Source organism: Janthinobacterium sp. 1_2014MBL_MicDiv, assembly GCF_001865675.1.
Classification (GTDB): Bacteria; Pseudomonadota; Gammaproteobacteria; order Burkholderiales; family Burkholderiaceae_D; genus Janthinobacterium.
Genome location: NZ_CP011319.1, coordinates 2014240 through 2036361, shown reverse-complemented (window position 1 = coordinate 2036361; position 22122 = coordinate 2014240). Strand labels below are relative to the sequence as shown.

The 22122-nt window shown below is 66.4% G+C and carries 17 protein-coding genes; 10 read left to right on the top strand and 7 right to left on the bottom strand.

Annotated features, from left to right (window positions below; translation table 11 throughout):
* Nucleotides 1-305 precede the first annotated feature (305 nt).
* The 4 genes from YQ44_RS09075 to YQ44_RS09060 all read left to right on the top strand — a co-directional run bounded on the left by YQ44_RS09075 (nucleotide 306) and on the right by YQ44_RS09060 (nucleotide 5079).
* Complete coding sequence (locus tag YQ44_RS09075; protein WP_071323094.1) at nucleotides 306-905, top strand: metal-dependent hydrolase; 600 nt, start codon at nucleotides 306-308, stop codon at nucleotides 903-905.
* A gap of 109 nt (nucleotides 906-1014) precedes the next feature.
* Entirely contained in the window at nucleotides 1015-1524 is a 510-nt protein-coding gene (locus YQ44_RS09070; protein WP_071323093.1) for a sigma-70 family RNA polymerase sigma factor, read from the top strand.
* Nucleotides 1524-2501 carry a FecR domain-containing protein gene (locus YQ44_RS09065; RefSeq protein ID WP_071326356.1) on the top strand — a complete coding sequence of 326 codons (978 nt, stop codon included), beginning with the start codon at nucleotides 1524-1526 and terminating at the stop codon, nucleotides 2499-2501. The genes YQ44_RS09070 and YQ44_RS09065 overlap by 1 nt, the downstream gene beginning before the upstream one ends.
* A gap of 115 nt (nucleotides 2502-2616) precedes the next feature.
* On the top strand, nucleotides 2617-5079 hold the full coding sequence (locus tag YQ44_RS09060) for a TonB-dependent siderophore receptor (RefSeq protein ID WP_071323092.1): 2463 nt from the start codon (nucleotides 2617-2619) through the stop codon (nucleotides 5077-5079).
* Nucleotides 5080-5085: 6 nt separating this feature from the next.
* Here YQ44_RS09060 and YQ44_RS09055 read toward each other — a convergent pair whose 3' ends face one another.
* From YQ44_RS09055 to YQ44_RS09040, 4 genes are all read right to left on the bottom strand, one after another.
* A complete protein-coding gene (locus YQ44_RS09055; protein WP_071323091.1) occupies nucleotides 5086-6003 on the bottom strand; it encodes a pirin family protein in 918 nt (305 codons plus the stop codon).
* A complete protein-coding gene (locus YQ44_RS09050; RefSeq protein ID WP_071323090.1) occupies nucleotides 6000-6398 on the bottom strand; it encodes an OsmC family protein in 399 nt (132 codons plus the stop codon). Before YQ44_RS09050 ends, YQ44_RS09055 begins: the two co-directional genes overlap by 4 nt.
* Before the next feature lie 272 nt (nucleotides 6399-6670).
* A complete protein-coding gene (locus tag YQ44_RS09045) occupies nucleotides 6671-8995 on the bottom strand; it encodes an SUMF1/EgtB/PvdO family nonheme iron enzyme (RefSeq protein ID WP_071323089.1) in 2325 nt (774 codons plus the stop codon).
* 19 nt (nucleotides 8996-9014) lie between these two features.
* Nucleotides 9015-11336, bottom strand: coding sequence for a hypothetical protein (locus tag YQ44_RS09040; protein WP_071323088.1), 2322 nt, complete (start codon nucleotides 11334-11336; stop codon nucleotides 9015-9017).
* A 334-nt stretch (nucleotides 11337-11670) separates the two neighbouring features.
* Here YQ44_RS09040 and YQ44_RS09035 point away from each other — a divergent pair, with 334 nt between their 5' ends.
* The 3 genes from YQ44_RS09035 (at nucleotide 11671) to YQ44_RS09025 (ending at nucleotide 13938) form a co-directional block, all read left to right on the top strand.
* Complete coding sequence (locus tag YQ44_RS09035) at nucleotides 11671-11907, top strand: hypothetical protein (protein WP_071323087.1); 237 nt, start codon at nucleotides 11671-11673, stop codon at nucleotides 11905-11907.
* A gap of 187 nt (nucleotides 11908-12094) precedes the next feature.
* Nucleotides 12095-12793: a YXWGXW repeat-containing protein gene (locus YQ44_RS29500; RefSeq protein WP_232251198.1), complete on the top strand. Its 699-nt coding sequence runs from the start codon at nucleotides 12095-12097 to the stop codon at nucleotides 12791-12793.
* Between the two features lie 116 nt (nucleotides 12794-12909).
* Entirely contained in the window at nucleotides 12910-13938 is a 1029-nt protein-coding gene (locus YQ44_RS09025) for a transporter (protein ID WP_198043896.1), read from the top strand.
* A 76-nt stretch (nucleotides 13939-14014) separates the two neighbouring features.
* On the opposite strand, the gene rnk is transcribed toward YQ44_RS09025, so the two are convergent.
* Nucleotides 14015-14422: a nucleoside diphosphate kinase regulator gene (rnk, locus tag YQ44_RS09020; RefSeq protein ID WP_198043895.1), complete on the bottom strand. Its 408-nt coding sequence runs from the start codon at nucleotides 14420-14422 to the stop codon at nucleotides 14015-14017.
* 7 nt (nucleotides 14423-14429) lie between these two features.
* Nucleotides 14430-14558, bottom strand: a complete 129-nt coding sequence (locus tag YQ44_RS29665; protein ID WP_257786881.1) for a hypothetical protein — start codon at nucleotides 14556-14558, stop codon at nucleotides 14430-14432.
* Nucleotides 14559-15034: 476 nt separating this feature from the next.
* Between YQ44_RS29665 and YQ44_RS09015 the strand changes: the two genes are divergently transcribed.
* Nucleotides 15035-16927 (top strand): putative bifunctional diguanylate cyclase/phosphodiesterase, encoded by a 1893-nt coding sequence (locus YQ44_RS09015; protein WP_071323085.1) that lies wholly within the window; start codon nucleotides 15035-15037, stop codon nucleotides 16925-16927.
* Between the two features lie 216 nt (nucleotides 16928-17143).
* Here YQ44_RS09015 and YQ44_RS09010 read toward each other — a convergent pair whose 3' ends face one another.
* A complete protein-coding gene (locus tag YQ44_RS09010; protein WP_442905901.1) occupies nucleotides 17144-18844 on the bottom strand; it encodes a peptide chain release factor 3 in 1701 nt (566 codons plus the stop codon).
* 174 nt (nucleotides 18845-19018) lie between these two features.
* Here YQ44_RS09010 and YQ44_RS09005 point away from each other — a divergent pair, with 174 nt between their 5' ends.
* Together YQ44_RS09005 and YQ44_RS09000 are read left to right on the top strand one after the other, a co-directional pair.
* Nucleotides 19019-21073, top strand: coding sequence for a methyl-accepting chemotaxis protein (locus YQ44_RS09005; protein ID WP_071323084.1), 2055 nt, complete (start codon nucleotides 19019-19021; stop codon nucleotides 21071-21073).
* Between the two features lie 229 nt (nucleotides 21074-21302).
* Nucleotides 21303-22112 (top strand): Crp/Fnr family transcriptional regulator, encoded by an 810-nt coding sequence (locus tag YQ44_RS09000; RefSeq protein ID WP_071323083.1) that lies wholly within the window; start codon nucleotides 21303-21305, stop codon nucleotides 22110-22112.
* The last annotated feature ends 10 nt before the right edge of the window (nucleotides 22113-22122 follow it).

Genomic DNA, 22122 nt, shown 5'->3' with positions numbered 1-22122 from the left:
CAGCGTAAACACGATGGCGGGAATCTGCAATTCGCGCGGGATTTTCATGGCGACACCTCCTCAAATCAGACGGCTGCTTTCAGCATAGCGCGCCGCGCGCCAAATACATTATCAGCCACACAATACACTTGATGGGCCGGCATGACTTGCCAGGCTCGCCTTGGGCGCCATCGCGACACATAATTTAACAAATTATTGACGATTTTTCCGCAAATAGCCCCTAGCACGCCTTTTCATACTGTATATTCATCCAGTTAACACCCCCTATATTTCACAAAGCGCCAGCATGGCGTTTTACCTTTCCTATGGCTTCCAACAAAGCGCATCATGCGACCGGTTGGGCCGCCGGCGTGATCGCCGCGGCCCTGGTCGCGCACGCTGGCGCCGGCGGCCCCTATCAAGTGCTGAGCATGCTCGCCTTTGTCATGGGCGCGCTGGGCGGCACGGCGCCGGACTGGCTGGAAGTGGCCTGGTGGGCACGCACGCACCGGCTATGGATCACCCACCGCACGTGGACGCACTGGGGCCTGGCCTGGATCGCCCTGCTCGTCTACACATATCTGCAACTGCCGCACCATGTGTGGGCGCCGCCCCTGTTCGGCTTTGCCGCCGGCGGCATCATGCACCTGCTGGCCGACTGGCCCAATCCGCTGGGCGTGCCGTGGATCTTCCGCCGTCACTCGCTGCGCTGGTGGAAAAGCGGCCGCCACGACATCATCGTCATCATCGCCGCCTGGCTGGCCGCCACCGTGGTGGCCGACCACGTGTTTTTCGACGGCATCCACCTGCGGCGCACCCTGCTGGCGCTGGACAGCCTGCTGCACTGGTCCGCCACGGCCCTGCAGCAAGCCTGGGCGGATCTGCAACAGTGGCAGGAGCGCTGGCGCCTGGGCGGCGCACAGTAATTGACGCCGCCCGCATGGCAATGTGATAATGAGTATCATTCTCAAATAGCCCAGCCAGCCGGTACATCGCGTTCCGTCAGCCCAGCTCATCCATTGCCTGGAGAACGCAGTGAGCACCGTCAGTCCCATCCATGCCGCCCACCTGAGCACCCTGTACAGCGAACACCACGGCTGGCTGTATGGCTGGCTGCGCGGCAAGCTGGGCAACCGGGCCGAGGCGGCCGACCTGGCGCAGGACACGTTTTTGCGTCTGCTGGGCAAGCGCGACGCCGCACCGCTGCGCGAACCGCGCGGCTACCTGGCCACCATCGCGCGCGGCCTGCTGATCGATCGCTACCGGCGCCACGCGCTGGAGCAAGCCTACCTGGAAGCGCTGGCGCAGCAGGCCGAGCCGACAACGATTTGCGCCGAGACGCACGCCATCATCATCGAAACCCTGCTGGCCATCGACCGCCTGCTCGACAGCCTCGGTGCGCGCACGCGCGCCATCTTCCTGCTGGCGCAAATCGAGGAATTGAGCTACGTGGACATCAGCCAGCGCCTCGGCGTGTCCCTGCCGACCGTCAAGAAACACCTGGTGCGCGCCTACACCGAATGCCTGCTGCTGGCGGCCTGCTGATGTTCGGCCCCGCGACCTCGCCTTCCGCGCCCCTTGCCCGCAAGGTGCTGGCCGCCGCCGCCCACTGGCACGTGGAACAGCAATGCGGCAGCGCCGACCCGGCCGCCCTGCAGGCATGGCGCGATGCCAGCGCCGAGCATGAACGGGCCTGGACCCTGCTGCAGCGCATGCGCGGCCAGCTGGGCACGATACCGCCAGCGCTGGCGATTCCCGCGCTGCAGGCGGCGCAGCAGCGCCGGCGCGCGGCGACCAAGGTGCTGGCCATGCTGGTGGCGGCCGGCGGCGGCATCGCGCTGGGCCAGGCGAGCCTGCAGTCGGCACCCTGGCAAGCGTGGACGGCGTCCCTGCGCACGGCGCCGGGCCAGCGCCGCCAGGTGACCTTGGCCGACGGCGGCCGGATGGAGATAAACACGGATAGCGCGCTGGGCGTCGATTACAGCGCCACGCAGCGCCGCATCCGCCTGCACCATGGCGAGATCATGATCACGACGGCGCCCGACCCGCGCCCCTTCCTGGTCGACACGCCGCATGGCGTGATCCGCGCGCTGGGCACGCGCTTCGGCGTGCGCTGCGACGAAGGTCCCGATGGCGCCAGCACCGTCAGCGTCTTCGAGCACGCCGTCGAGGTGCGCTGCGCGGCGCGGCCCGACGCCGTGCAGCGCCTGGACGCGGGCCAGCAGCTGCGCTTCACGGCGGCGGGCGCGGACGGCGTGCAAGCCATGCCCGCGCACCAGGACAGCTGGCTGCGCGGCATGCTGGTGGCCGCCGACTGGCCGCTGCGGCAGCTGGTGTCGGAACTGGCGCGCTACCGGCGCGGGCGCCTCGCGTGCGACGCCGCCGTGGCGCGGCGGCCCGTGACGGGCACCTACCGGCTCGACGATATCGACGCCGTGCTGGAAGGCCTGTGCGCCTCGCACGGCCTGCAAGTGACGTACTTCACGCGCTACTGGGCCACCGTCTCGGCCAGGACGGCATAATATTTTTCGTTTTTTTTGCGCCAGGGGTTGGTGTTTCGGCGTGCTGCTTCGGCTTCACAGGTAAGTAGCCGATTCATTCGCCATTTTCCTATCCCTCTGAGCAGAAAGACCGAGCATGCAGCCGAACACCCCCGTCCTCCTTCCCGCCGCCCGCGCCATCCGCCTGGCCGTCATCGCCATGGCTTGCGCCGCCTTTGTCGCCGCGCCCGCGCTGGCGCAAGGCCAGGCCGCCACTGCCGCGCAAGCCTACGCCGTGCCGGCCGGCCCGCTGGCCACGGCCCTGAACGATTTCGCCGTGGCCGCCGGCGTCAGCCTGTCGACCGACCCGGCGCAGACGCGGGGCTTGCGCTCGCCCGGCGTGCGCGGCAGCCATGGCGTGGCGCAGGGCTTTGCCCAGGTGCTGGCCGGCAGCGGCCTGGAAGCCGTGCAGCTGCCGAACGGCGCGTATGTGCTGCGCCAGGCGGCGCCTGCCGCATCGCCAGCGACGGGCGACAAGGTCATGGCCCCCGTGGTCGTGAACGCCAGCATGGAGCGCGACCCGGTCAGTGAACACAGCAACTCCTACGCGGCGCGCGCCGTCACCGTCGGCAAGGGCGTGCAGACCCTGCGCGAAATCCCGCAATCGGTCAGCGTCGTCACGCGCCAGAAGATGGACGACCAGAACCTCAACACCATCGACGCCGTGCTGGCCAACACCACCGGCATCACCATGTACGACAGCCCGATGGGCGGGCGCTACGTGTATTCGCGCGGCTTCATGGTCGAGACTTACCAGTTCGACGGCGTCAACCGCGCCATGTACTACCCGCAGGCGAACAGTTTTACCAGCAACACGGCCATGCTGGACCGCGTGGAAATCGTGCGCGGCGCCACCGGACTGCTGCAGGGTACGGGCTCGCCCGGCGCCGCCATCAACATGGTGCGCAAGCGCCCGCTGGCGGAAAAACAGGTGCAGCTGGCGCTGGGCGCCGGCCGCTGGAACGATGTGCGCGGTGAAGTGGACGTTAGCGGCCCGCTCAACGAGTCGGGCAGCATCCGCGGCCGCGCCGTGGCCGCGCACGACCAGCGCGATTATTTTTACGACGTGGCCGACAGCCGCACCGACGTACTGTATGGCGTGCTGGAATTCGACCTGGCGCCGGGCAGCAAGCTGACGACGGGCGCCAGCCATGAAAGGCTGAAGTCGACGCCGTTCTTCTCCGGCATGCCGCGCTACCGCGATGGCAGCGACCCGCAACTGCCCCGCTCGACCTTCCTCGGCGCCGACTGGAACCGCTGGGACAGCAGCCAGACGGCCGTCTTTGCCGAATTCGAACACCGCATCGACGCCGACTGGTCGCTGAAAGCCAGCGCCAACTACACGCGCGAACGGCATGACGTGAAATACATGTTCAGCCAGGGCGCGATTGACCCCGCCACGCTGGCCGGCATGATGATGTACGGCGGCGTATTCGACTACGGCACCACCAACAAGGGCGTCGACCTGTCGCTCGATGGCAAATTCAACGCTTTCGGCCGCCGCCACGGCTTCAGCGCCGGCATCAGCACCAACCGCCTGGAAAGCGACAGCGACTACAGCCTGGCCCTGCTGCAAAAGCCGAACAACCCGCTGCAGCCGAACCACGGCGTGGCCGAGCCGAGCGATGCCTGGTTCCGCGAGAACAGCTACCGCGGCGACCCCAGCGTCACCCGCATGACGCAGACGGGCGCCTATGGCGTGGCCCGCTTCAGCGTCAACGACCCGCTCACCGTGGTGGCCGGCGCGCGCGTGTCGAACTACAAGTCGAGCAGCGTGTACCGCGACACGGGCGAGGTGTACATCGACCCGTACCGCGAAAACGGCGTCGTCACGCCGTATGGCGGCGTGATCTACGCCTTCGATCCGCGCTGGTCCGGCTACGCCAGCATTTCCGACATCTTCCAGCCGCAAAACCAGCGCACGGCGGACGGCGCCCTGCTCGACCCGCTGAAGGGACGCAACCTGGAAGTGGGCGTGAAGGGCGAACTGTTCGACGGCAAGGTGAATGCCTCGCTGGCCCTGTTCCGCATCGAACAGCGCAACCGCGCGGAGCTTGACCTGGTCAATACCTGCTCGAGCGGCACGGAATGCTATTTCTCGATGGGCAAGGTGCGCAGCGAAGGACTCGATGCGGAAATCAGCGGCGAAGTGGCGCGCGGCTGGCAGCTGTTCGCCGGCTACACCCTGAACAACTTCAAGTACCTGGAACAGACGTCGAGCGCGGGCGTGATGTTCGCCAGCACCTACTCGCCGCGCCACATGCTGCGCGCGTGGAGCGACTACCGCCTGCCCGGCGCCCTGCAGGCTTGGAGCGTAGGCGGCGGCGTCAACTTCCAGACGGAGAGTTCGCGCGTGACGCAGGGCATCACGGTGGCGCAGGGCGCCTATGCGCTGTGGAGTGCGCGCGCCGCCTACCAAATCGACCGCAACTGGACGGCGTCGCTGTCCGTCACGAACCTGCTCGACAAGCGCTACTACCAGACGGTGGGCGCGCCGGCCTGGGGCAATTTCTACGGCGAACCGCGCAAGGCGCAACTGACCTTGCGCGCGCGTTTCTAGGCGCTGTCAGGTCGCCGGGCGCAGGGGTGCCTTCGGCAGCGGGATGAATTCCGTCTCGCCCGGCACCTGCCCCATGCGCTGGGCGCTCCAGTCGTCGGCCGCCTGCGACAAACGCTCCTTGCTGGACGAAACGAAATTCCAGAACAGGAAGCGGTGGCCATCCAGCGGCTCGCCGCCGATGACGACGAACTGCACCGGACCGCTGCCTGCCGTCACGACAGGCGCGGCGCCCGCTTGCACGGCGCCCGTTTGCACGGCGCCCGCCTCCAGCAGGGCCATGGTGTGCGGCAGCAGCGCCACGCCGTCGAGCAGCACTTCGCCGCTGATCGGGTAGAGCGCCGCTTCCGCCGGCAAGCCGTCCAGCCGCAGTTCCTTGCCTACCTCCAGCGCCACGTCCAGGTACACCGTCTGCATGTAGGTGCGCACGGGCGAGGTCTGGCCAAACGCCGTGCCGATCAATACCTTTACCACGGCGCCATCGAGCGCCACGACGGGAATGTCGGCTTGCGGCGTGTGCGTGAAACTCGGCTCGTCCTCTTCGTGCGCCTTCGGCAGCGCGGCCCACAGCTGCAAGCCGTGCGTGCGGTGCGGCTGGCCCACCAGGTCGGGCGGCGTGCGCTCCGAATGCACGATGCCGCGCCCGGCCGTCATCCAGTTGATCGCGCCCGGCTCGATGCGTTGGCAGGAGCCGATGCTGTCGCGGTGGTCGATCGCCCCTTCGAACAGGTAGGTGACGGTGGCCAGGCCGATATGCGGATGCGGACGCACGTCGTGGTTGGCGTCGGGCGCCACGTCGATGGGGCCGAAATGGTCGAAAAAGATGAAGGGGCCGACGGCCTGCTTCACGGCGGACGGCAGCAGGCGCCGCACGACGAAGCCGCCGCCCAGGTCCTTTTCGTGGCTTTTCAGGATGGCCGCGCTCATGCCAGCACCGTCGTCACTTCGGTCGTCACGGCCGTCATCAATTTGTGCAGCGGGCATTTGCCGGCCGCGGCCAGCAATTCCTCGCGCTGCGCCGCGCTCAAGTCGCCCGTCAGGTGCAAGGTGGCGGCCAGGCGGTACACGCCCTTGCGCTCCTCGCTGGCATCGCGCTCGGTCGACACTTCCACGTGTTCCAGGGGGATGCCCTTGTGTTTGGCGTACCAGACGACAGTGAGCGCCTTGCAGGCCGACAGGGCGGCGTCATACAGGTCGTGCGGCGAAGGGCCGGCATCGCCGCCGCCCTCGGCCACGGAGGCGTCGGCGGAAATGATGTGGTCGCGCACGTGCACGATGTGGCGCATGGGTTGCGACTGGTCGCGGATGGCTTTGATGGTCATGGCGTTCCTTGGTGCGTTTGGAAAGCCACAATTTACACCGTTTGCCCGCTTTGCGCAGCCCGCCCCCGGGCGGCCTGCCTCCGTTTGATGCGGCACAGGGCGTCGGGCGTCGGCGCCATCGCAAGCCCAGGTCCGGCGCGACCCGGCTGAATGCCGCGCCCGTCGCATGGAGCAAGGGGCAGGCAGGCGCGCAGGATGAGCAGCTGGCGGCTCACGGACACTCCGGCGCGTGTGCGCCAGGGCGGTTGATTTGCAACCGCGGCATGCCCACCCTAATCGAGCGTGCGCGCCACCCTGAAACCGACGATATCGTTCGACAGCACGGTGGAAAAGCCGTTGCGCAGGGCCGAGCGCAGGTAGCGCGGGTGGTACAGCCACGAGCCGCCGCGCAGGATGCGCCGGCTGCTGTCGCTGCCCTCTTCCCACGCGCTGCCGTCGACGGGCGCGCCCTGGTAATTATCGTGCACGACGTCCTGCACCCACTCCCACACATTGCCGTGCATGTCGAACAGGCCCCAGGGATTCGGCGCGAAAGTGCCCAGCGGGCTGGTGCCGCCCCGGTACACGCCGCGCGGGCCGCCGTTATACACATACAGGCCGTCGTAGTTGGCTTGCTCGGTGCTGATGGTGTTGCCCACGTTGAAGGCCGTGCGCGTGCCGGCCCGGCACGCGTACTCCCATTCCGCTTCGCTGGGCAACCGGTACTGCCGGCCCGTGCGCTCGCTCAGCCACGCCAGGTACAGCTGCGCGTCATTCCAGCTCACGCCCACCACCGGGTGCAGCTCGGTTTGCACGAAACCGGGATTATCCCAATCCGTTTCCGCGCCGCCCGCCTCCCACCCCGTCGCTTTCACGAAGGCGCGCCATTCGCCCACGCTGACAGGGTGGCGCGCCAGCGCGAACGGGCGCTCGATGCCGACCCAGTGCTGCGGCGTCTCGCGCTCCAGCCAGCTCTGCTGCGAACCTGCCTGCAGGGCCGCCTTGTGCTCCGTCTCGTGCGCCCCCATCTGGAAGCGGCCGCTGGGAATGAGCACCAGTTCCGGGCCCTGCCCCGAGCCATCGAGAAAATCGTCGCGCAGCACGCCTTCCGCATTCGCCACCGGCTCCGCATGTTCCGCTTCGGCAGCCGCCGGCGCCGGCGCCCGTGCTGGCGGCTGCAGCTGCTGCGCCGCGGCGCGGCTGGCCTCTTCGCGGCGCGCCCGTTCCTGCTCGGCGCGATAGGCCGCTTCCGCTTTCGCGACGATGGCCTTGCGCTGCAATTCCTGGTGTTCCTGCAAGGCCGTCGCCGCATCGGCTTCGCGGCGCGCCCGCAACTGGCCGCGCAACGCTTCCTTGCGCAGCTTGCGCGCCTCTTCCGCCTCGAAGTGGCGCTGCGCTTCCTGCTCGCGGCGCACCTTGTCCTGGCGCTGCTTTTCCAGCGCGGCCGCCTGGATCTCGGCCTTGCGGCGCTGGTCCAGTTCTTCCTGGCGCGCGCGTGCCTGTTTGAGTTCTTCCTCGCGCGCCTGCTCCGCCGCCAGCGCCGCCTGTTTTTGCTGTTGCGCCAGGCGCGCCTGCTCCTGGCGCGCCAGTTCCGCCAGTTCCTCCGGCGAAGGCCCGGCGGCCCGCTCCAGCCCTTCCAGCAAGGCTTGCACCGATTGCGGGCGCAATTCCGCCGTCAGGGAAAAGCCGTTCTGCAGCACTTGCCACTGGGCCGCGTTGAGCGCCTGCGGCGCCGACGGCAAATGGCTGGCGCTGCGCAAGCCGTCAAACGGCATGCGCCCTTCCAGCATCTGGTAAATCATCACCGCCACCGCATACACGTCCAGGCGCGGGCTGGGCTGGCGCTGGTGCGCGCCCGCTTCCGGCGCCCGGTAGCCCTGCGTGCCCGCATTCGGCATGTCCAGCGCCAGGCTGCTGTCGGCATTGCGCACGCGCGAGGCGATGCCGTAGTCGAGCAGCTTGATATCGCCCTTCGCCGTCAGGAAGACATTGCCGGGTTTCAGGTCGCGGTGCACGAGCTTGTGCTTTTCCCACGCATACGACAGGGCGTCCGCCACCGGTTGCAGCAATTCCTGCACGGCCGGCAGCGACAGCGCGCCCTCGCGCCCCAGGTAGTGTTCGAGGTCTTCGCCGTCCAGGCATTCCATGATGATGAAATAGCTGGCCGTGGCCGGATCCTGCGCCCATTCGTAGACGCGCACGATGTTTTCATGCGCCAGTTTTCTCGCCTGGGTGGCTTCCTCGATCAGCAGCTTGGCATGCGTGGCGCTCTGCGTCAGCTGCGGCGGCAATATCTTCAGCGCCACCATTTCGCTGCTGCCCAGCTCCGCGTGCGTGGCCAGGTCGGTGGCTTGCCACACCTGCCCCATGCCGCCCGTGCCGATCAGCCGTTCGAGCCGGTAGCGGCGGTTTTGCGGGCCGATTTCCTGGCCCGCCATGAAGCCCAGTTCCGTGCCCTGGCGCACCGGCAGCGGAGCGGACACCGGCGCGGCACCGGGCGGCGCGTATTCGGCGTCGAGGATGGCGTTCTTGCGGCGTTCAAATTCCTGCTCGCTGAGCAGCCCGTCGTCGTGGAGGGCGCGCAGTTCCCGCAGTTTGTCTCGTGCTTTTTGCATCATCTGGGGTGAAACGCTTCCATCAAGGCTGCAGGGCGACGCCGCAGGCGGCGCAGAATTTGTCTTCCGGGTGGCCGGCGCGCTGCGCATGGCCGTTCTTGCAGCGCAACGGCGCAGCGGCGCCCGGCCCGACACCGGGCTGCAGGGCCTGCGCCACGGCCACGCCCAGCTGCGCCTGCGCCGTCAAGCCATGCGCGTGCGCCGCATTCTGCAGGTTGATCAGGTCGAGCTGCTGGCGCCGTTCGCGCTCGGCCTGGCCTTCCAGGTAGCTGCGCTCCTGCGCCGCGCTGTCCTGCGCCATGCGCAGCGCATCGGCGGGGGAAATGCTGTTCTCGGCGGCGGCCAGCGCCGCCAGCGCGTGGATCTGCTCGGCGCTCATGCCCGCCTGCAGCTGCACCCGCAGCACTTGCGCCAGCGCGGCCGCATTCGGGCCGTCCGCCATGGCCACCTTGCCCGTGTCGCTCAGGCTGCCGATCTTTTCGATGCGGTCGATGTCGATGCGCGCCAGTTCGGCCGCATGCGCCTGCTGCGCCAGCAGGGATTCGTACTCGCCCTTCCAGCGCGCGTAATCGCTGTCGCGCTGCTGCGCCATGGCCAGCAAGTCGCGCTGCCATTGCGCTTCCTGCTCCAGCTGGCGCAGTTGCTGGCGCTGTTCCTCGATGGCCAGCGCGTCGAGCTGCGCCAGGTGCGCCTGCTGCTGCAGCTGGCGCGCGTGCACGCCATCGGCCTCGATCGTGCGCAGCAGCTTTTCCTGCTGCGCGATGGCGTCCTCGCGCGCGCCGCCACGGCGCAGGGCGGCGACCTTTTCCGCGATCTCCGCCGCCTGCACCTGCGCCGCTTCATCCTTGTGCGCCTCGGCGCGCAGCAATTCGCGCTGGCGCGCCAGCTGCATCTGCTCTTCCCATTCCTGTACCCGCTCCGCCTCGCGCTTGCGCGCCGCATTGGCCAGCATCAGGCCCTGCCAGGCGGCCTTGTGCTGCTCCGCCTCCAGCTGCGCCTCGCGCTGCGCCGCCTCCATCTCGGCCTGGCGCAGGCGCGCCAGCTGCGTGCGGCGGCCCGCCTCGTCGTCGATCAGCAGCGCGCTTTCGATCTGCTGCGCGATCGCCTGCAGGTGCACCTGGTGCGTGAAACGCTGCTGCGCCAGCTGGATCTGCTCGCGCCCGTTCAACTGCGACAATTCCAGCTCGCCGCGCATCCTGATGGCCGCCAGCGCGCGCACGTGCTCCCAGTTGGCCGCTTCGTCGGCCCGCTGCGCACCCTTCTGCGCCAGTTCCTGTTCCAGCTCGCCCAGCGCCAGCGCGGCGCCATGGTCGAGCGCCTGGCGCCGCGATTTCGCTTCCAGGATGCGGCCATACAGGTCTATCTGGCGCCCGCGCAGCGCCTGCAGGCGTTCCGCTTCCTGGTGGCCCAGCTCGGCCTTCCCCACCGTCGCATCCTGCTGCAGCTCGGCGCGGCGCTGCGCATGGCGCGCCGCCATCTCTTCGCGGCGGATGCGCTGCCACTCTTCCTCGTCATACAGCTGGTCGAGCTGTTTCATGCGCTCCATGCTGTGCTGCTCCAGCTCCTGCGCCGGCAAGCCGCCCAGCCACAGGGTGCCGATGCAGGCAGCCCCCTCGCCCTCGCGCTTGTCATGGCGCAGCGCCAGCGTTTCCACGCGCGCCACGGCCAGGCCGCTCGGCGCCAGGCGCTGCGTCAGGGCCGATTGCAGGCATTCGTTCAGTTCCGGGCGCAAGTCGGCGTTGGCGTCCATCTCGCGCAAGGCGCGGCTGCCGATGAATTCCAGCGCGATCTGGCGCACGGAGGGCAGCAGCAAGGCGTGCAGGTGGGCGCGCGTAACGGCGCCCGGCGCGCGCATGAACTGGCGCGCGAACGCATCGGGCTGGCCCAGCGCGATGTCGATGCGCAGGCTGGCGGCGATGGACAGCATTTCCGTGCTGGCCAGGTCGGGCAGGTCGAATGCCAGCGCCAGCGCGTCGGCGCGCGCGATCAGCACTTCGGCCGGGCGCGCCGGCAGCAGCGCGGGCAGGCGCGCAAAAAAGGCGGCGCTGTCGTAGTCGCCGGCGGGTATCAAGGTGAAAGCGTCCGTTTGCACGATCCAGGCGCGCGTCCCGGCCGGCACCTGCAGGCGGCGCGCCGCGCCGCCGAACAGCGAGGACAGTTCGCGCACGCCGAAAAACAGGGCCAGCTGCTCGTCGGCCAGGCGCCATTGGTTGGCGTGCAGCACCGCGTCACTGTCGGGCGCGCCCAGCGACAGGCCGCATTGCGCGCAGTAGCCTGCGGCGGCACCGTTCCGGTGCTCGCAACGGGGACAGCGGGCGCCGCCAAAACCAAACAATTGGAACATGTGTGACTCCTGATGAAAATGATCGTGTGCGCAACCGGGCTGCTGTGCCGATTCTAGCAGGACGGCATGCCAGGCACGCGCCGCGCGCGGCATGTGCGTAACACCGTCCAGTCTTAAATAATGCCATGCGGCAATTGCATTCATATGCCCGGATACAGGGCTATTTAGCCCTCAATTCAAGCGGTGCCGCTGCCGGCCCCATGCGCAGGCGTTTCAGCGCCGTTTTTTTGCAGGCCATCCCGCCAAAAACGCGGCCGGTCGCATGCGCATGGCGGCCGGGCGCGCGCCTGGCTACAGTGCATGCATACCCACCCGCCACCCGAAAGGACATATCATGAAAACCCTGAAAAACATGGAAGCCATCTTCACCGTCGCCGTCGCGATCGCTTGCGGCGCCAGCTATGTCAGCTTCATGCAGCCATCGGCCGCCAACATGGCCGACGTGGCCCAAGCGGGCGCCATCCCCGTGGTGGTGGTCAGCGCCAAGCGCATGACGGAACACGAGAAAAAGATCTCGCTGATCGAAGAGCGCCAGGCCATGCTGGCCAACGCCAGCGCCAGCACCATCTGAGCGCCGCATGCCGACCCCACGCCGCCTGGCGCCCCTTTTCCCACCCGCGCCAGGCCGCCATTTGTATCCGCCACGGATACACGGACACACAGCATTGTGTCAATTGTAATAAGTTGAATCAAAGGCGTATCCGCCGCCAGCAAGTCGCTATAGTCCATTTCACGCAATTACCGAAATGGAGACGGAAATGAAACCCATCACACTCTACGCAGCAGCCATGCTCGCCATCAGCACCGCGGCTTTCCTGCCTGCGCAAGCCATGGCGCAAAGCCAGGTCGGCGTCAGCATTGTCATCGGCAACGCCCCGCCCCCGCCACGGTTCGAAAGCGTGCCGCCCGCGCGCAGCGGCTATGTCTGGGCGCCGGGCTACTGGAACTGGGACGGCCAGCGCCACGTCTGGACGAATGGCGAATGGCTGCGCGAACGGGGCGGCAATCAGTACCGCCGCGCCGCCTGGATACAGGAAAACAACCGCTGGCGCCTGGACCGCGGCGGCTGGGTCGCGGCGCAGGTGCAGCCCGTGCGCTATGACGAGATCCGCAACGCCCCGCCGCCACCGCGCCGCGAAGCCATCCCCCGCGCGCGCCGCGGCTACGTCTGGGCGCCCGGCCACTGGGAATGGCGCGCCCAGCGCTACGCCTGGACGCCGGGCGTGTGGATCGCCGAACGTCCCGGCTATGTATATGCGCCGCCCGCCTGGAACCAGCGCGACGGCCGCTGGCAGATGGAGCAAGGCCGCTGGTCGCCACGCGGCCCGAACGGCGACCGCGACCGCGACGGCATCCCCAACCGCTATGACCGCGACAATGGCAACCGCCATGACCGCGACGGTGACGGCGTGCCGAACCGCGACGATCACCGGCCCGACAACCCGCGCCGCAGTTAACACGCGGCCGTAGTCCCCCACAAGGCCACCCATCGCGGTGGCCTTGTCATGCCCCAGACATATCCGTGTATTAGAATCGCGCGACGATCAATCACACTGCGCGAGAAAGATTCACGATGGCGATGGAAACTGCCGGCTTTACATATGGTTCGGACACCTCGGGCCTGGTCTGGGGCTTCCTGTTTGGTCGCGAAACGCAGCCGCTGGCGCTCGACTCAAGGGCCGCGCTGGCCTGGCTGGCCGATGGCGCGGCGCGCCCGGCGCAGGAATTCGTCTGGCTGCACTTCAATCTGTCGCATGCGGCCAGCGAAAAATGGCTGCTGACGCACACCCGGCTGGCCGACGAATTCTATGAAACCCTGCATCAGGGTTCCCGTTCGACGCGCATCGAGCAGGCGGAAAACACCCTGATCGCCGTCGTCAACGATGTGGTGCACAATTTCTCGTTCGAGGCGTCCGACATCGCCACCATGTGGGCCAGCGTGGCGCAGGACCTCGTCATCACGGCGCGCCGCGCGCCGCTGCAGTCGATCGAGCGCCTGCGCCAGGCCGTCCTCAAGAACCGCGAGCCGATCCGCTCGTCGGTCGAACTGCTGATCCATTTGCTGCGCGACCAGGCCGACGTGCTGGTCAACATCGTGCGCGACGCCGTGGCGCGGGTCGACGATATCGAGGACCATCTGCTGGCCGGGCGCCTGGTGCCCAAACGCGAAGACCTCGGTTCCATGCGCCGCGTGCTGGTGCGGCTGCAGCGCCTGCTGGCGCCGGAGCCGGCGGCCCTGTTCCGCCTGCTGCAACGCCCGCCCGCATGGGTGTCGGAACTGGACAGCCTGGAATTGCGCCAGTCGACGGAGGAATTTTCCGTCGTGCTCAGCGATATGTCCTCGCTGCAGGAACGCATCAAGCTGTTGCAGGAAGAGATTGCCGCCCGGGTCAACGAGGAAAACGGCCGCAGCCTGTTCGTGCTGACCATCGTCACCGTGCTGGCGTTGCCGATCAACATCATTGCCGGCATGCTGGGCATGAATGTGGGGGGAATTCCGCTGGCCCAGCATCCGCAGGGCTTCTGGATCATCGTCGCCATCATCGTCACATTTACGGTCGTGGCCGGATGGGTGGTGGTGCGCGTGCAACGCAATACCTAATTATCGGGAATACGGTATCGGATACACGGCCAGGCGGGCGAACGGCAGGCGCCGTCCGCCATGGAGCTTGCGGTACTTAGCGGTGGTATTCGCCGGCCCGTTCAGGCTGATAAACGATTTCTTCGATCTTCACCTTCACCACGCCACCGGGCATGGGCCAGGCGATGCTGTCGCCGACGGACAGGCCCAGCAGCGCGCTGCCGACGGGCGCCAGCACGGAAATGCGGTCGGCCTGGCCTTCCACATCCTTCGGATACACGAGCGTCAGGCAGAACTCATCCTTGTTCTCCACCGTGAAACGCACGGTGGAGTTCATCGTCACGACGGTGGGTGGAATTTCCTGCGGCTCGAGCACCTCGGCGCGGCCCAGCTCTTCCAGCAAGGCGGCCTTGTCCGGCGACAGGTTATTTCCCAAGGCATACAACAACGCTTCCAGTCGTTCCAGGTCTTGTGACGACAAAATAATTTTTGGTTTTTTTTCCAAGATATCCTCACTGATTATCATTAGGGCGACGTCCGGTTTTGCTGGCGGCGCCGTACTTGGCCGCGCGAGACAAAACAAACAGCATCAGAACGTCCATCATCAGCGGATTATGGACGAACTCGCCGAGCAAGGCCATAGCGTTCGCGCATTCCCCATTAAAATTTATTAGAATCAATGACTTGCAAGGTAATATTTATACCGAAAGTAAACCGCCGCGCGGACTGCCCGATTTTCCCGGGTGCCGAGAAGTTATTCCTGATGGCATTTTGTTTACGCTTGGCATGTCTTTGCGAGGAAAAACCCGGCGCGCAAAAAAAGGATTAAAATTCAGATTCGATTATTATTAGAAAGACATGCTCCGATTTTTGTCTTGCGCCTGCCTGCCCTTACCGCTTCGCTATCGCATTGCCTGCCGCCGCCCATCTGCGGCAGGCGCACAAAATTGCCGCATACCCTGTACTTTCACGCTACAAAATGACAATATGTCGGCCTTAACAACACGTTGAGAGTTCCGGCTCACTTCGGTTTTCATCAGACTGGAACGTAAAGTATGGCAGGGCGAGGCAGGTTCACACGGGGCGGCGGCAGGCGGGGCCGGCAGGAAACGGCGTCATGATGGCGCCATTGATGCTGCCGTCGGCGCAGTTGCGCGGCGACCGGATAGCCAGGCTGAACCTGCTGGCCGCGGCGGCCATGCTGGCCGGCGCCAGCCTGCTGCTGATTTTGTTCCAATGGTTTTCCCTGCAGGCGGCATTGCAGCGCGGCCTGCACATCCAGGCCGACATGCTGGCGCCCGCCGCCACCATGGCCTTGCGCCAGGACAATCGTCTTGCCGCAGAACAAGTTCTCGCCCCCCTCGCGGCCGCCCCCCATATCCAGCAAGCCCTGCTCTATACGCCCTACGGCGCGTCGTTTGCCCGCTATGCGCGCAGCAGCGCCGATGCCGCGCCAGCCGCCCCCGTTGCCGGTCTACACGTCGACCTGCTGGCCGGCAACGCCAGCCTGCTCAAGCCGCTGCCTGGCGGCGGCGCCCTGTTCCTGCGCGCCAGCCTGGCACAGCAATACCGCAGCCTGGCGCACTTTGCTGCCTTCACCCTGCTGGTGAGCCTGTGCGCGTTCGGCCTGACGGTGCTGATGGTGCGGCGCACGCGCATCGCCGCCCAGCATGCGGAAAACCATCTGCACTACCTGGCCCACGTCGATCCCGTCACGCAGCTGCCGAACCGGCATGAGTTCAACGATGCGCTGGCCTACGCGCTGGCGCGCGCCGACCGCCAGGACAGCAGCGTGGGCTTGCTGCTGCTGGACCTGGACAACTTCAAGGTCGTCAACGACACCCTGGGCCACCATTGCGGCGACCAGCTGCTCAAGCTGGTGTCCGAGCGCCTGGTGGCCATCCTGCGCACCACCGACATCATCTGCCGCATCGGCGGCGATGAATTCGTCGTCATCGTCGAACCGGCCGACGACGCCTCGGAAATGGCCAGCGTGGCGCGCAAGATCCTCGCCGTGCTGGCCGAGCCGTTCGCCCTCGAAGGCCACCAGCTGTACGTCAGCGCCAGCATCGGCGTGAGCCTATACCCATTCGACGCGCAGGACGTGGCGACCCTGACGCGCAATGCCGATACGGCCATGTACCACGCCAAGCACCAGGGCAAGAACCGCTATGCCGTCTTCCAGTCGGAAATGGAGTTGCGCGCCCAGCGCCGCCTGCGCATGGAGGCCAACCTGCGCAAGGCGCTGCAAAACGAGGAACTGTATGTGCACTACCAGCCGCAGATCGACTTGCGCAGCGGCCGCATCGTCGGCGTCGAGGCGCTGATACGCTGGAACTGCCGCGAGATGGGGCAGCTGAGCCCCGCCGAATTCATTCCCGTGGCCGAGGAAAGCGGCATCATCGTCGAACTGGGACGCTGGGTGCTGCAAAGCGCCTGCCGCCAGGCGGCCGCCTGGTGCAAGGCGGGCTTGCTCGACTCGCTGGAACACGTGGCCGTCAACCTGTCGGCCTGCCAGGCGCGCGATCCGGGGCTGATGGACGATATCCGCGCCATCCTGCATGAAACGCAGCTGCCGCACGGCTTGCTGGAGCTGGAAATCACGGAAGGCGTGTTGATGGACAATATCCACGCCAACGTGGAACTGATGCGGCGCCTGCAGGAAACGGGCATCCACCTGTCCGTCGACGACTTCGGCACCGGCTATTCCTCGATGTCCTACCTGAAGCGCCTGCCGATCGACCAGTTGAAGATCGACCGCAGCTTCGTGCACGATTTGCCCGGCGAAGGCGAAGCCATCGTCACGGCCATCATCGCCATGGCGCACAGCCTGCATTTGAAAGTGGTGGCCGAAGGCGTGGAAACCCTGCAGCAGGTGGAATTCCTGAGAAAAGCCGGCTGCGACAATGTGCAGGGCTTCTTCTTCGCGCGTCCCATGACGGCGGCGCAGCTGACGGCCCTGCTGCTGGAGCGGCGCGACTGGAGCACGCGGACGATCCTGCCGGCTTGAATTGCGCCAACGATGGCGCCGGATGACGCGCGGCGTTGCCGCGCTAATCCGAGCTGCCACTTGTCGGATTACGGCCGTTGGCCTAATCCGACCTACGCCATCAACGGGCAGGCCGGCTTAGCGCAAGGCGCGTGAGCCGACGCCTGCCGGTCTGAACAAGGGTGCGCGTAGGTCGGATTGGCGCAAAGCGCGCAATCCGACACCACCACCGCTACATCAAGCCAGCTTGGCCGAATGTTCGCGCGTGGCGTGGAAGGTCAGCTTCGGCCAGCGCTCTTCCGTCAGGCGCAGGTTCACGCCCGACGTGGCCAGGTAGGCCATGTTGCCGGCCGCATCGTAGGCCACGTTGTGGCCCAGCGCGTTCTCGAAGTCCTGCAGCACGCGCTTGTCGTCGCAGCTGACCCAGCGGGCACTGCTGATGCTGGTGCCTTCGAAGACGGCGTCGACGCCATATTCGTTGAGCAGGCGGCTGGCCACCACCTCGAACTGCAGCACGCCGACGGCGCCCAGCACCAGTTCGCCGCCCAGCACCGGCTTGAAGACCTGCACCGCGCCCTCTTCGCCCAGCTGCTGCAAGCCCTTGTGCAACTGCTTGATTTTCAGGGGATTACGGATGCGCACGGAGCGGAAGAAGTCCGGCGCGAAGTACGGAATGCCCGTAAACGTCAGCATCTCGCCTTCGGAAAAACTGTCGCCGATCTGCATGTTGCCATGGTTCGGCAAGCCGATGATGTCGCCCGCGTACGCCTCTTCCACCTGTTCGCGCGACGATGCCATGAACGTCACCACGTTCGACACCTTGATTTCGCGCCCCAGGCGCAAATGCTTGACCTTCATGCCGCGCTCGAAACGTCCCGAGCAAACGCGCAAAAAGGCGATGCGGTCGCGGTGGGCCGGGTCCATATTCGCCTGGATCTTGAAGACGAAGCCGGTGAATGGCTGTTCGGTCGGATCGACGGAACGCACGGTGGCGTCGCGCTCGCGCGGCGCCGGCGCCCAGTCGACCAGCGCGGAGAGGATCTCGCGCACGCCGAAGTTGTTGATGGCCGAGCCGAAGAACACCGGCGTCTGCACGCCGGAGAGGAATTCGTCCAGGTTGAACGGATGCGAGGCGCCGTGCACCAGCTCCACTTCCATGCGCAGCTGGTCCATCTCGAGCGGGAACATCTCCTGCAGGCGCGGGTTGTCGATGCCCTTGATGATTTCGAAGGCGCCGTCGGCTTTTTCCTCGCCGGCCTTGAACAGCATGATTTCGTCGTTCAGCAGGTGGTACACGCCGCGGAAGTTCTTGCCCATGCCGATAGGCCAGGTGACGGGCGCGCACTGGATCTTCAGCACCGATTCGAGCTCGTCGAGCAGTTCCAGCGGGTCGCGCGTCTCGCGGTCCATCTTGTTCATGAACGTGACGATAGGCGTATTGCGCATGCGGCAGACGGCCAGCAGCTTGATCGTCTGCGCTTCCACGCCCTTGGCCGCATCGATCACCATCAGCGCCGAATCGACGGCCGTCAGCACGCGGTAGGTATCTTCCGAGAAGTCCTGGTGACCCGGGGTGTCGAGCAGGTTGACGACGTGGTCGCGGAATTCGAACTGCATCACCGAGGAAGCGACGGAAATGCCGCGCTGCTTCTCGATCTCCATCCAGTCCGACGTCGCGTGGCGGCCCGATTTGCGCGCCTTGACGGTACCGGCCATCTGGATCGCGCCCGAGAACAGCAGCAGTTTTTCCGTCAAGGTGGTCTTACCCGCATCCGGGTGGGAAATGATGCCGAAGGTGCGGCGGCGCTTGACTTCGCGCGCGATCACGGCCGGCGCCTTGCTGCTGACGGCGCTGCTGGCGGAATCGGTCGCGCTGTCCGCGCTGTCGGTGGAATCGGGGGTAGTGATGTCGTTCTCGTTGGCCATATTGGTGACCATAATATGGCCCTCGCAAAAAACCCTCGATTTTACAGAAGGTTGGGCACTCCGTGTGAACTGTTCCACTCCCGGGCGCGGCAAAAATGGACATGCCGGGGCCCGCTTCATCAAGGGGTCACAATTGGCAGGCAACATTGCACTGCAGAAATGTTGTCACCCTACCCTGGAAACCCGATGAAAATGCTCCTCACCCCCGCCATCCGTCTCATGCAGCGCTTGCGCCTGCTGCCCAAATTCATGCTCGTCTGCCTCGTTTTCCTGCTGCCGCTGGCGCTGGCGACCACCCTGCTGATCTCGGAACTGGGCAAGTCGCTGGCGCAGGCGCAGGATGCGCAGCGGGGCGTGACATATGTGCGCCAGCTGCACGAAGGCACGCGCCTGCTGCAGCAGCGGCGCGGCCTCGAGCACCTGCGCCTGAGCGGCAAGGCGGGCATGGACAATACGGCCCTGAACCCGCGCATCACGGCAGCGCTGGCAGGCCTGGGCCGCATGCAGGCCGGCGCCGGCCTGCCGCAGGCGGCCGAGCTGGTCAAACAATGGCAAGCCCTGCTGGGCCGCCAGGCCGCCATCACGGCGCGCGACAGCTACGCGGCGCACACGGCGCTGCTGCGCCAGGCGGGCAAATTGAGCCAGCTGGTGGCCGACCGTTCGCACCTGAGCCTGGACCCGGACGCGGGCGCCAATCATCTGAGCGCCGTGTTTACGGCCACGCTGCCCGACCTGGCCGAGGGCCTGGCCGACATCGCCGGGCGCGGCGCCGCCTACATCGACACGGGCCTGTTCGAAGCGAATGAAGACCAGTTCGTCAACGCCAACGCCCTGATCGCGCGCCACGAACTGGAACGACTGCCTGCCCGCTACGCGGAAATCATCGCCGCCAAGCCGGCACTGGACGCCAGCCTGCAGCCGGCGCTGAAGGCGCTGCCGGCCGCACTGGCCTTCCTCGAGCGCACGAAGAATGAAGTGACGAATTCCTACGACCAGACCTCGGGCGCGCAATTCCACGCGGCCGGCATGCAGGCCATCGACGCCCTGCACGCGCTCTCTGGCGCCTCCGCCGGCGCGCTCGACCATCTGCTGGCCGAGCGCATCGCGCGCGACCAGGCGCGCCGCGCGCTGATCCTGGCCGCCATGCTGCTGGTGCTGCTGGCCGCCGCCTACCTGTGCGCCGGCTTCTACGCCGCCTTCGCGCGCGACGTCACGCAACTGCGCGTGGCCGTGAAAGCGGCGGCGGCGGGCGACCTGTCGCAGCGCATCACCTCGCAGGCGCACGACGAGATCGGCGACCTGGTGCGCGACTTCGGCGCCATGACGCATGGCCTGGCCACCCTGGTGCAGGAAATCCGCGGCGGCGCGGCCGTCATCGCGGCGGCCGGCGCCGACATCGCGCAGGGCAACGCCGCCCTGTCCGGCCACACGGCCACGCAATCGGAAGCGCTGGGGGCCACCGTGGGCTCGATGCGCGAGCTGACGGCCACCGTGGGCCGCAACGAAGCCCACGTAGGACAGGGACGCACGCTGGTGGCGTCCGCGGCCGAGGTGGCCCTGCGCGGCGGCGAGACCGTCAGCGCCGTCGTCGAGACCATGGCCTCGATCAAGGCCAGCTCGCACAAGATCGTCGACATCATCGGCGTCATCAATGGCATCGCCTTCCAGACCAACATCCTGGCCCTGAACGCGGCCGTGGAAGCGGCGCGCGCCGGCGAACAGGGACGCGGCTTCGCCGTGGTGGCATCCGAAGTGCGCAGCCTGGCGCAGCGCTCGGCGGCGGCGGCGCTGGAAATCAAGCGCCTGATCGGCGATTCCGTCGCCACCGTGGACGCCGGCGGCGAACTGGTCAACACGGCCGGCAGCACCATGCGCCAGGTGGTGGACGCCGTGCAGCAGGTGGCCGTGGTGATCGGGCGCATCAGCAGCGCCGGCGCCGAGCAGAATGCCGAGATCACGCAGATCAATGGCGCCCTGGCGCAGATCGACGACATGACGCGCCAGAACGCGGGCCTGGTCGACGAGGCGCGCGCCGGCTCGCAGCGCCTGCACCAGGAGGGCGAGGCGCTGACGCAGGCCGTCAGCCGCTTCCGCCTGCATGAAAGCGACGCCGCCAGCGCGCGCCCGGCAGCGGCGCCGGCCAGCCGCGAAGGCTTGCCCAGCGTGCGTCCGGCCGGCCTGTGGAGCGCGAATAAACCGCGCGTAATATCACAAAATCGCACACAACGGCGCAAGGCTTGACAGTCAAAAGTGTGCATGTAGGACTAGGACTACAATTTCGCCTCAAAAGAGACTACAAAGTGGCGACTGCTAATCTTATGTTCGCCACTTACATAAGCTTTTAAAGTAGCTACATCGCGATCTGCACCGCGCGGCTGAAAAAAAACGCTGTTACCGAATGGAACGGCGGCTTGTTTCAGCCAGCAACGCGGCAGTCGCACTCCGATGTAAAAAGCCTGTGAGGAATACTATGAACCATACTCAACTTAGCACCCCGGTCCAGAAGAACCAGTTGCTGCCGCGCGCCATGCCGGCGGCCGGCCGGGAAATCAAGCTTGCGTCGCGGGTTAGCCTCAGTAGTGCTCAACAAAATGAATTGCTGGGCGCCTTGCCGCGCGCGGCGCTCGAATCGCTGTTCGAAGACCTGGAACTGGTGGAACTGCCATTCGGCAAGGAACTGTATGCCTACGGCAACAACCTCGAGTACAGCTACTTCCCCACCACGGCCATCATTTCGCTGCTGTATGTGATGGAAGACGGCGCCACCACGGAAATCGCCGTCGTCGGCCATGAAGGCGTGGCCGGTGCCTCGCTGCTGGCAGGCGAACGCGCCATGTGCACGGCTGTCGTGCAGAGCGCCGGCTACGGCTACCGCCTGAAAACGCAAAGCTTGCGCGATGCCTTCAACCAGGGCGGCGCCCTGCCCCAGTTGCTGATGCGCTATACGAATGCCCTGTTTGCGCAGATGGCGCAAAACGCCGTCGGTGGCCGCCACAGCTCGATCGAGCAAAAACTCTGCCGCTGGCTGCTGGACCGCCTGGACCGTTCGCCATCGAACGAATTGAAAGTGACGCAGGAACTCATTTCCATCATGCTCGGCGTGCGCCGCGAAAGCATCACGGCCGCCGCCGGCAAGCTGCAGGAAGAAGGCTTGATCCACTATCGCCGTGGCAATATCACGGTGCTGGACCGTGCCGGCCTCGAATGCTATGCGGGCGAATGCTACAAGGTGGCCAAGACGGAATACGACCGCCTGCTGCGCGACGTGTCGCGCTGCTGATCTGAATCAA

Coding starts and splice junctions, on each gene's coding strand:
- YQ44_RS09010 (WP_442905901.1), bottom strand. CDS start 18,844: ATGGTCACCAATATGGCCAACGAGAACGACATCACTACCCCCGATTCC.
- YQ44_RS09050 (WP_071323090.1), bottom strand. CDS start 6,398: ATGACCATCAAAGCCATCCGCGACCAGTCGCAACCCATGCGCCACATC.
- YQ44_RS09000 (WP_071323083.1), top strand. CDS start 21,303: ATGAACCATACTCAACTTAGCACCCCGGTCCAGAAGAACCAGTTGCTG.
- YQ44_RS09060 (WP_071323092.1), top strand. CDS start 2,617: ATGCAGCCGAACACCCCCGTCCTCCTTCCCGCCGCCCGCGCCATCCGC.
- YQ44_RS09040 (WP_071323088.1), bottom strand. CDS start 11,336: ATGTTCCAATTGTTTGGTTTTGGCGGCGCCCGCTGTCCCCGTTGCGAG.
- YQ44_RS09035 (WP_071323087.1), top strand. CDS start 11,671: ATGAAAACCCTGAAAAACATGGAAGCCATCTTCACCGTCGCCGTCGCG.
- YQ44_RS09015 (WP_071323085.1), top strand. CDS start 15,035: ATGATGGCGCCATTGATGCTGCCGTCGGCGCAGTTGCGCGGCGACCGG.
- YQ44_RS09045 (WP_071323089.1), bottom strand. CDS start 8,995: ATGATGCAAAAAGCACGAGACAAACTGCGGGAACTGCGCGCCCTCCAC.
- YQ44_RS29665 (WP_257786881.1), bottom strand. CDS start 14,558: ATGGCCTTGCTCGGCGAGTTCGTCCATAATCCGCTGATGATGGACGTT.
- YQ44_RS29500 (WP_232251198.1), top strand. CDS start 12,095: ATGAAACCCATCACACTCTACGCAGCAGCCATGCTCGCCATCAGCACC.
- YQ44_RS09065 (WP_071326356.1), top strand. CDS start 1,524: ATGTTCGGCCCCGCGACCTCGCCTTCCGCGCCCCTTGCCCGCAAGGTG.
- YQ44_RS09075 (WP_071323094.1), top strand. CDS start 306: ATGGCTTCCAACAAAGCGCATCATGCGACCGGTTGGGCCGCCGGCGTG.
- YQ44_RS09005 (WP_071323084.1), top strand. CDS start 19,019: ATGAAAATGCTCCTCACCCCCGCCATCCGTCTCATGCAGCGCTTGCGC.
- YQ44_RS09055 (WP_071323091.1), bottom strand. CDS start 6,003: ATGAGCGCGGCCATCCTGAAAAGCCACGAAAAGGACCTGGGCGGCGGC.
- YQ44_RS09025 (WP_198043896.1), top strand. CDS start 12,910: ATGGCGATGGAAACTGCCGGCTTTACATATGGTTCGGACACCTCGGGC.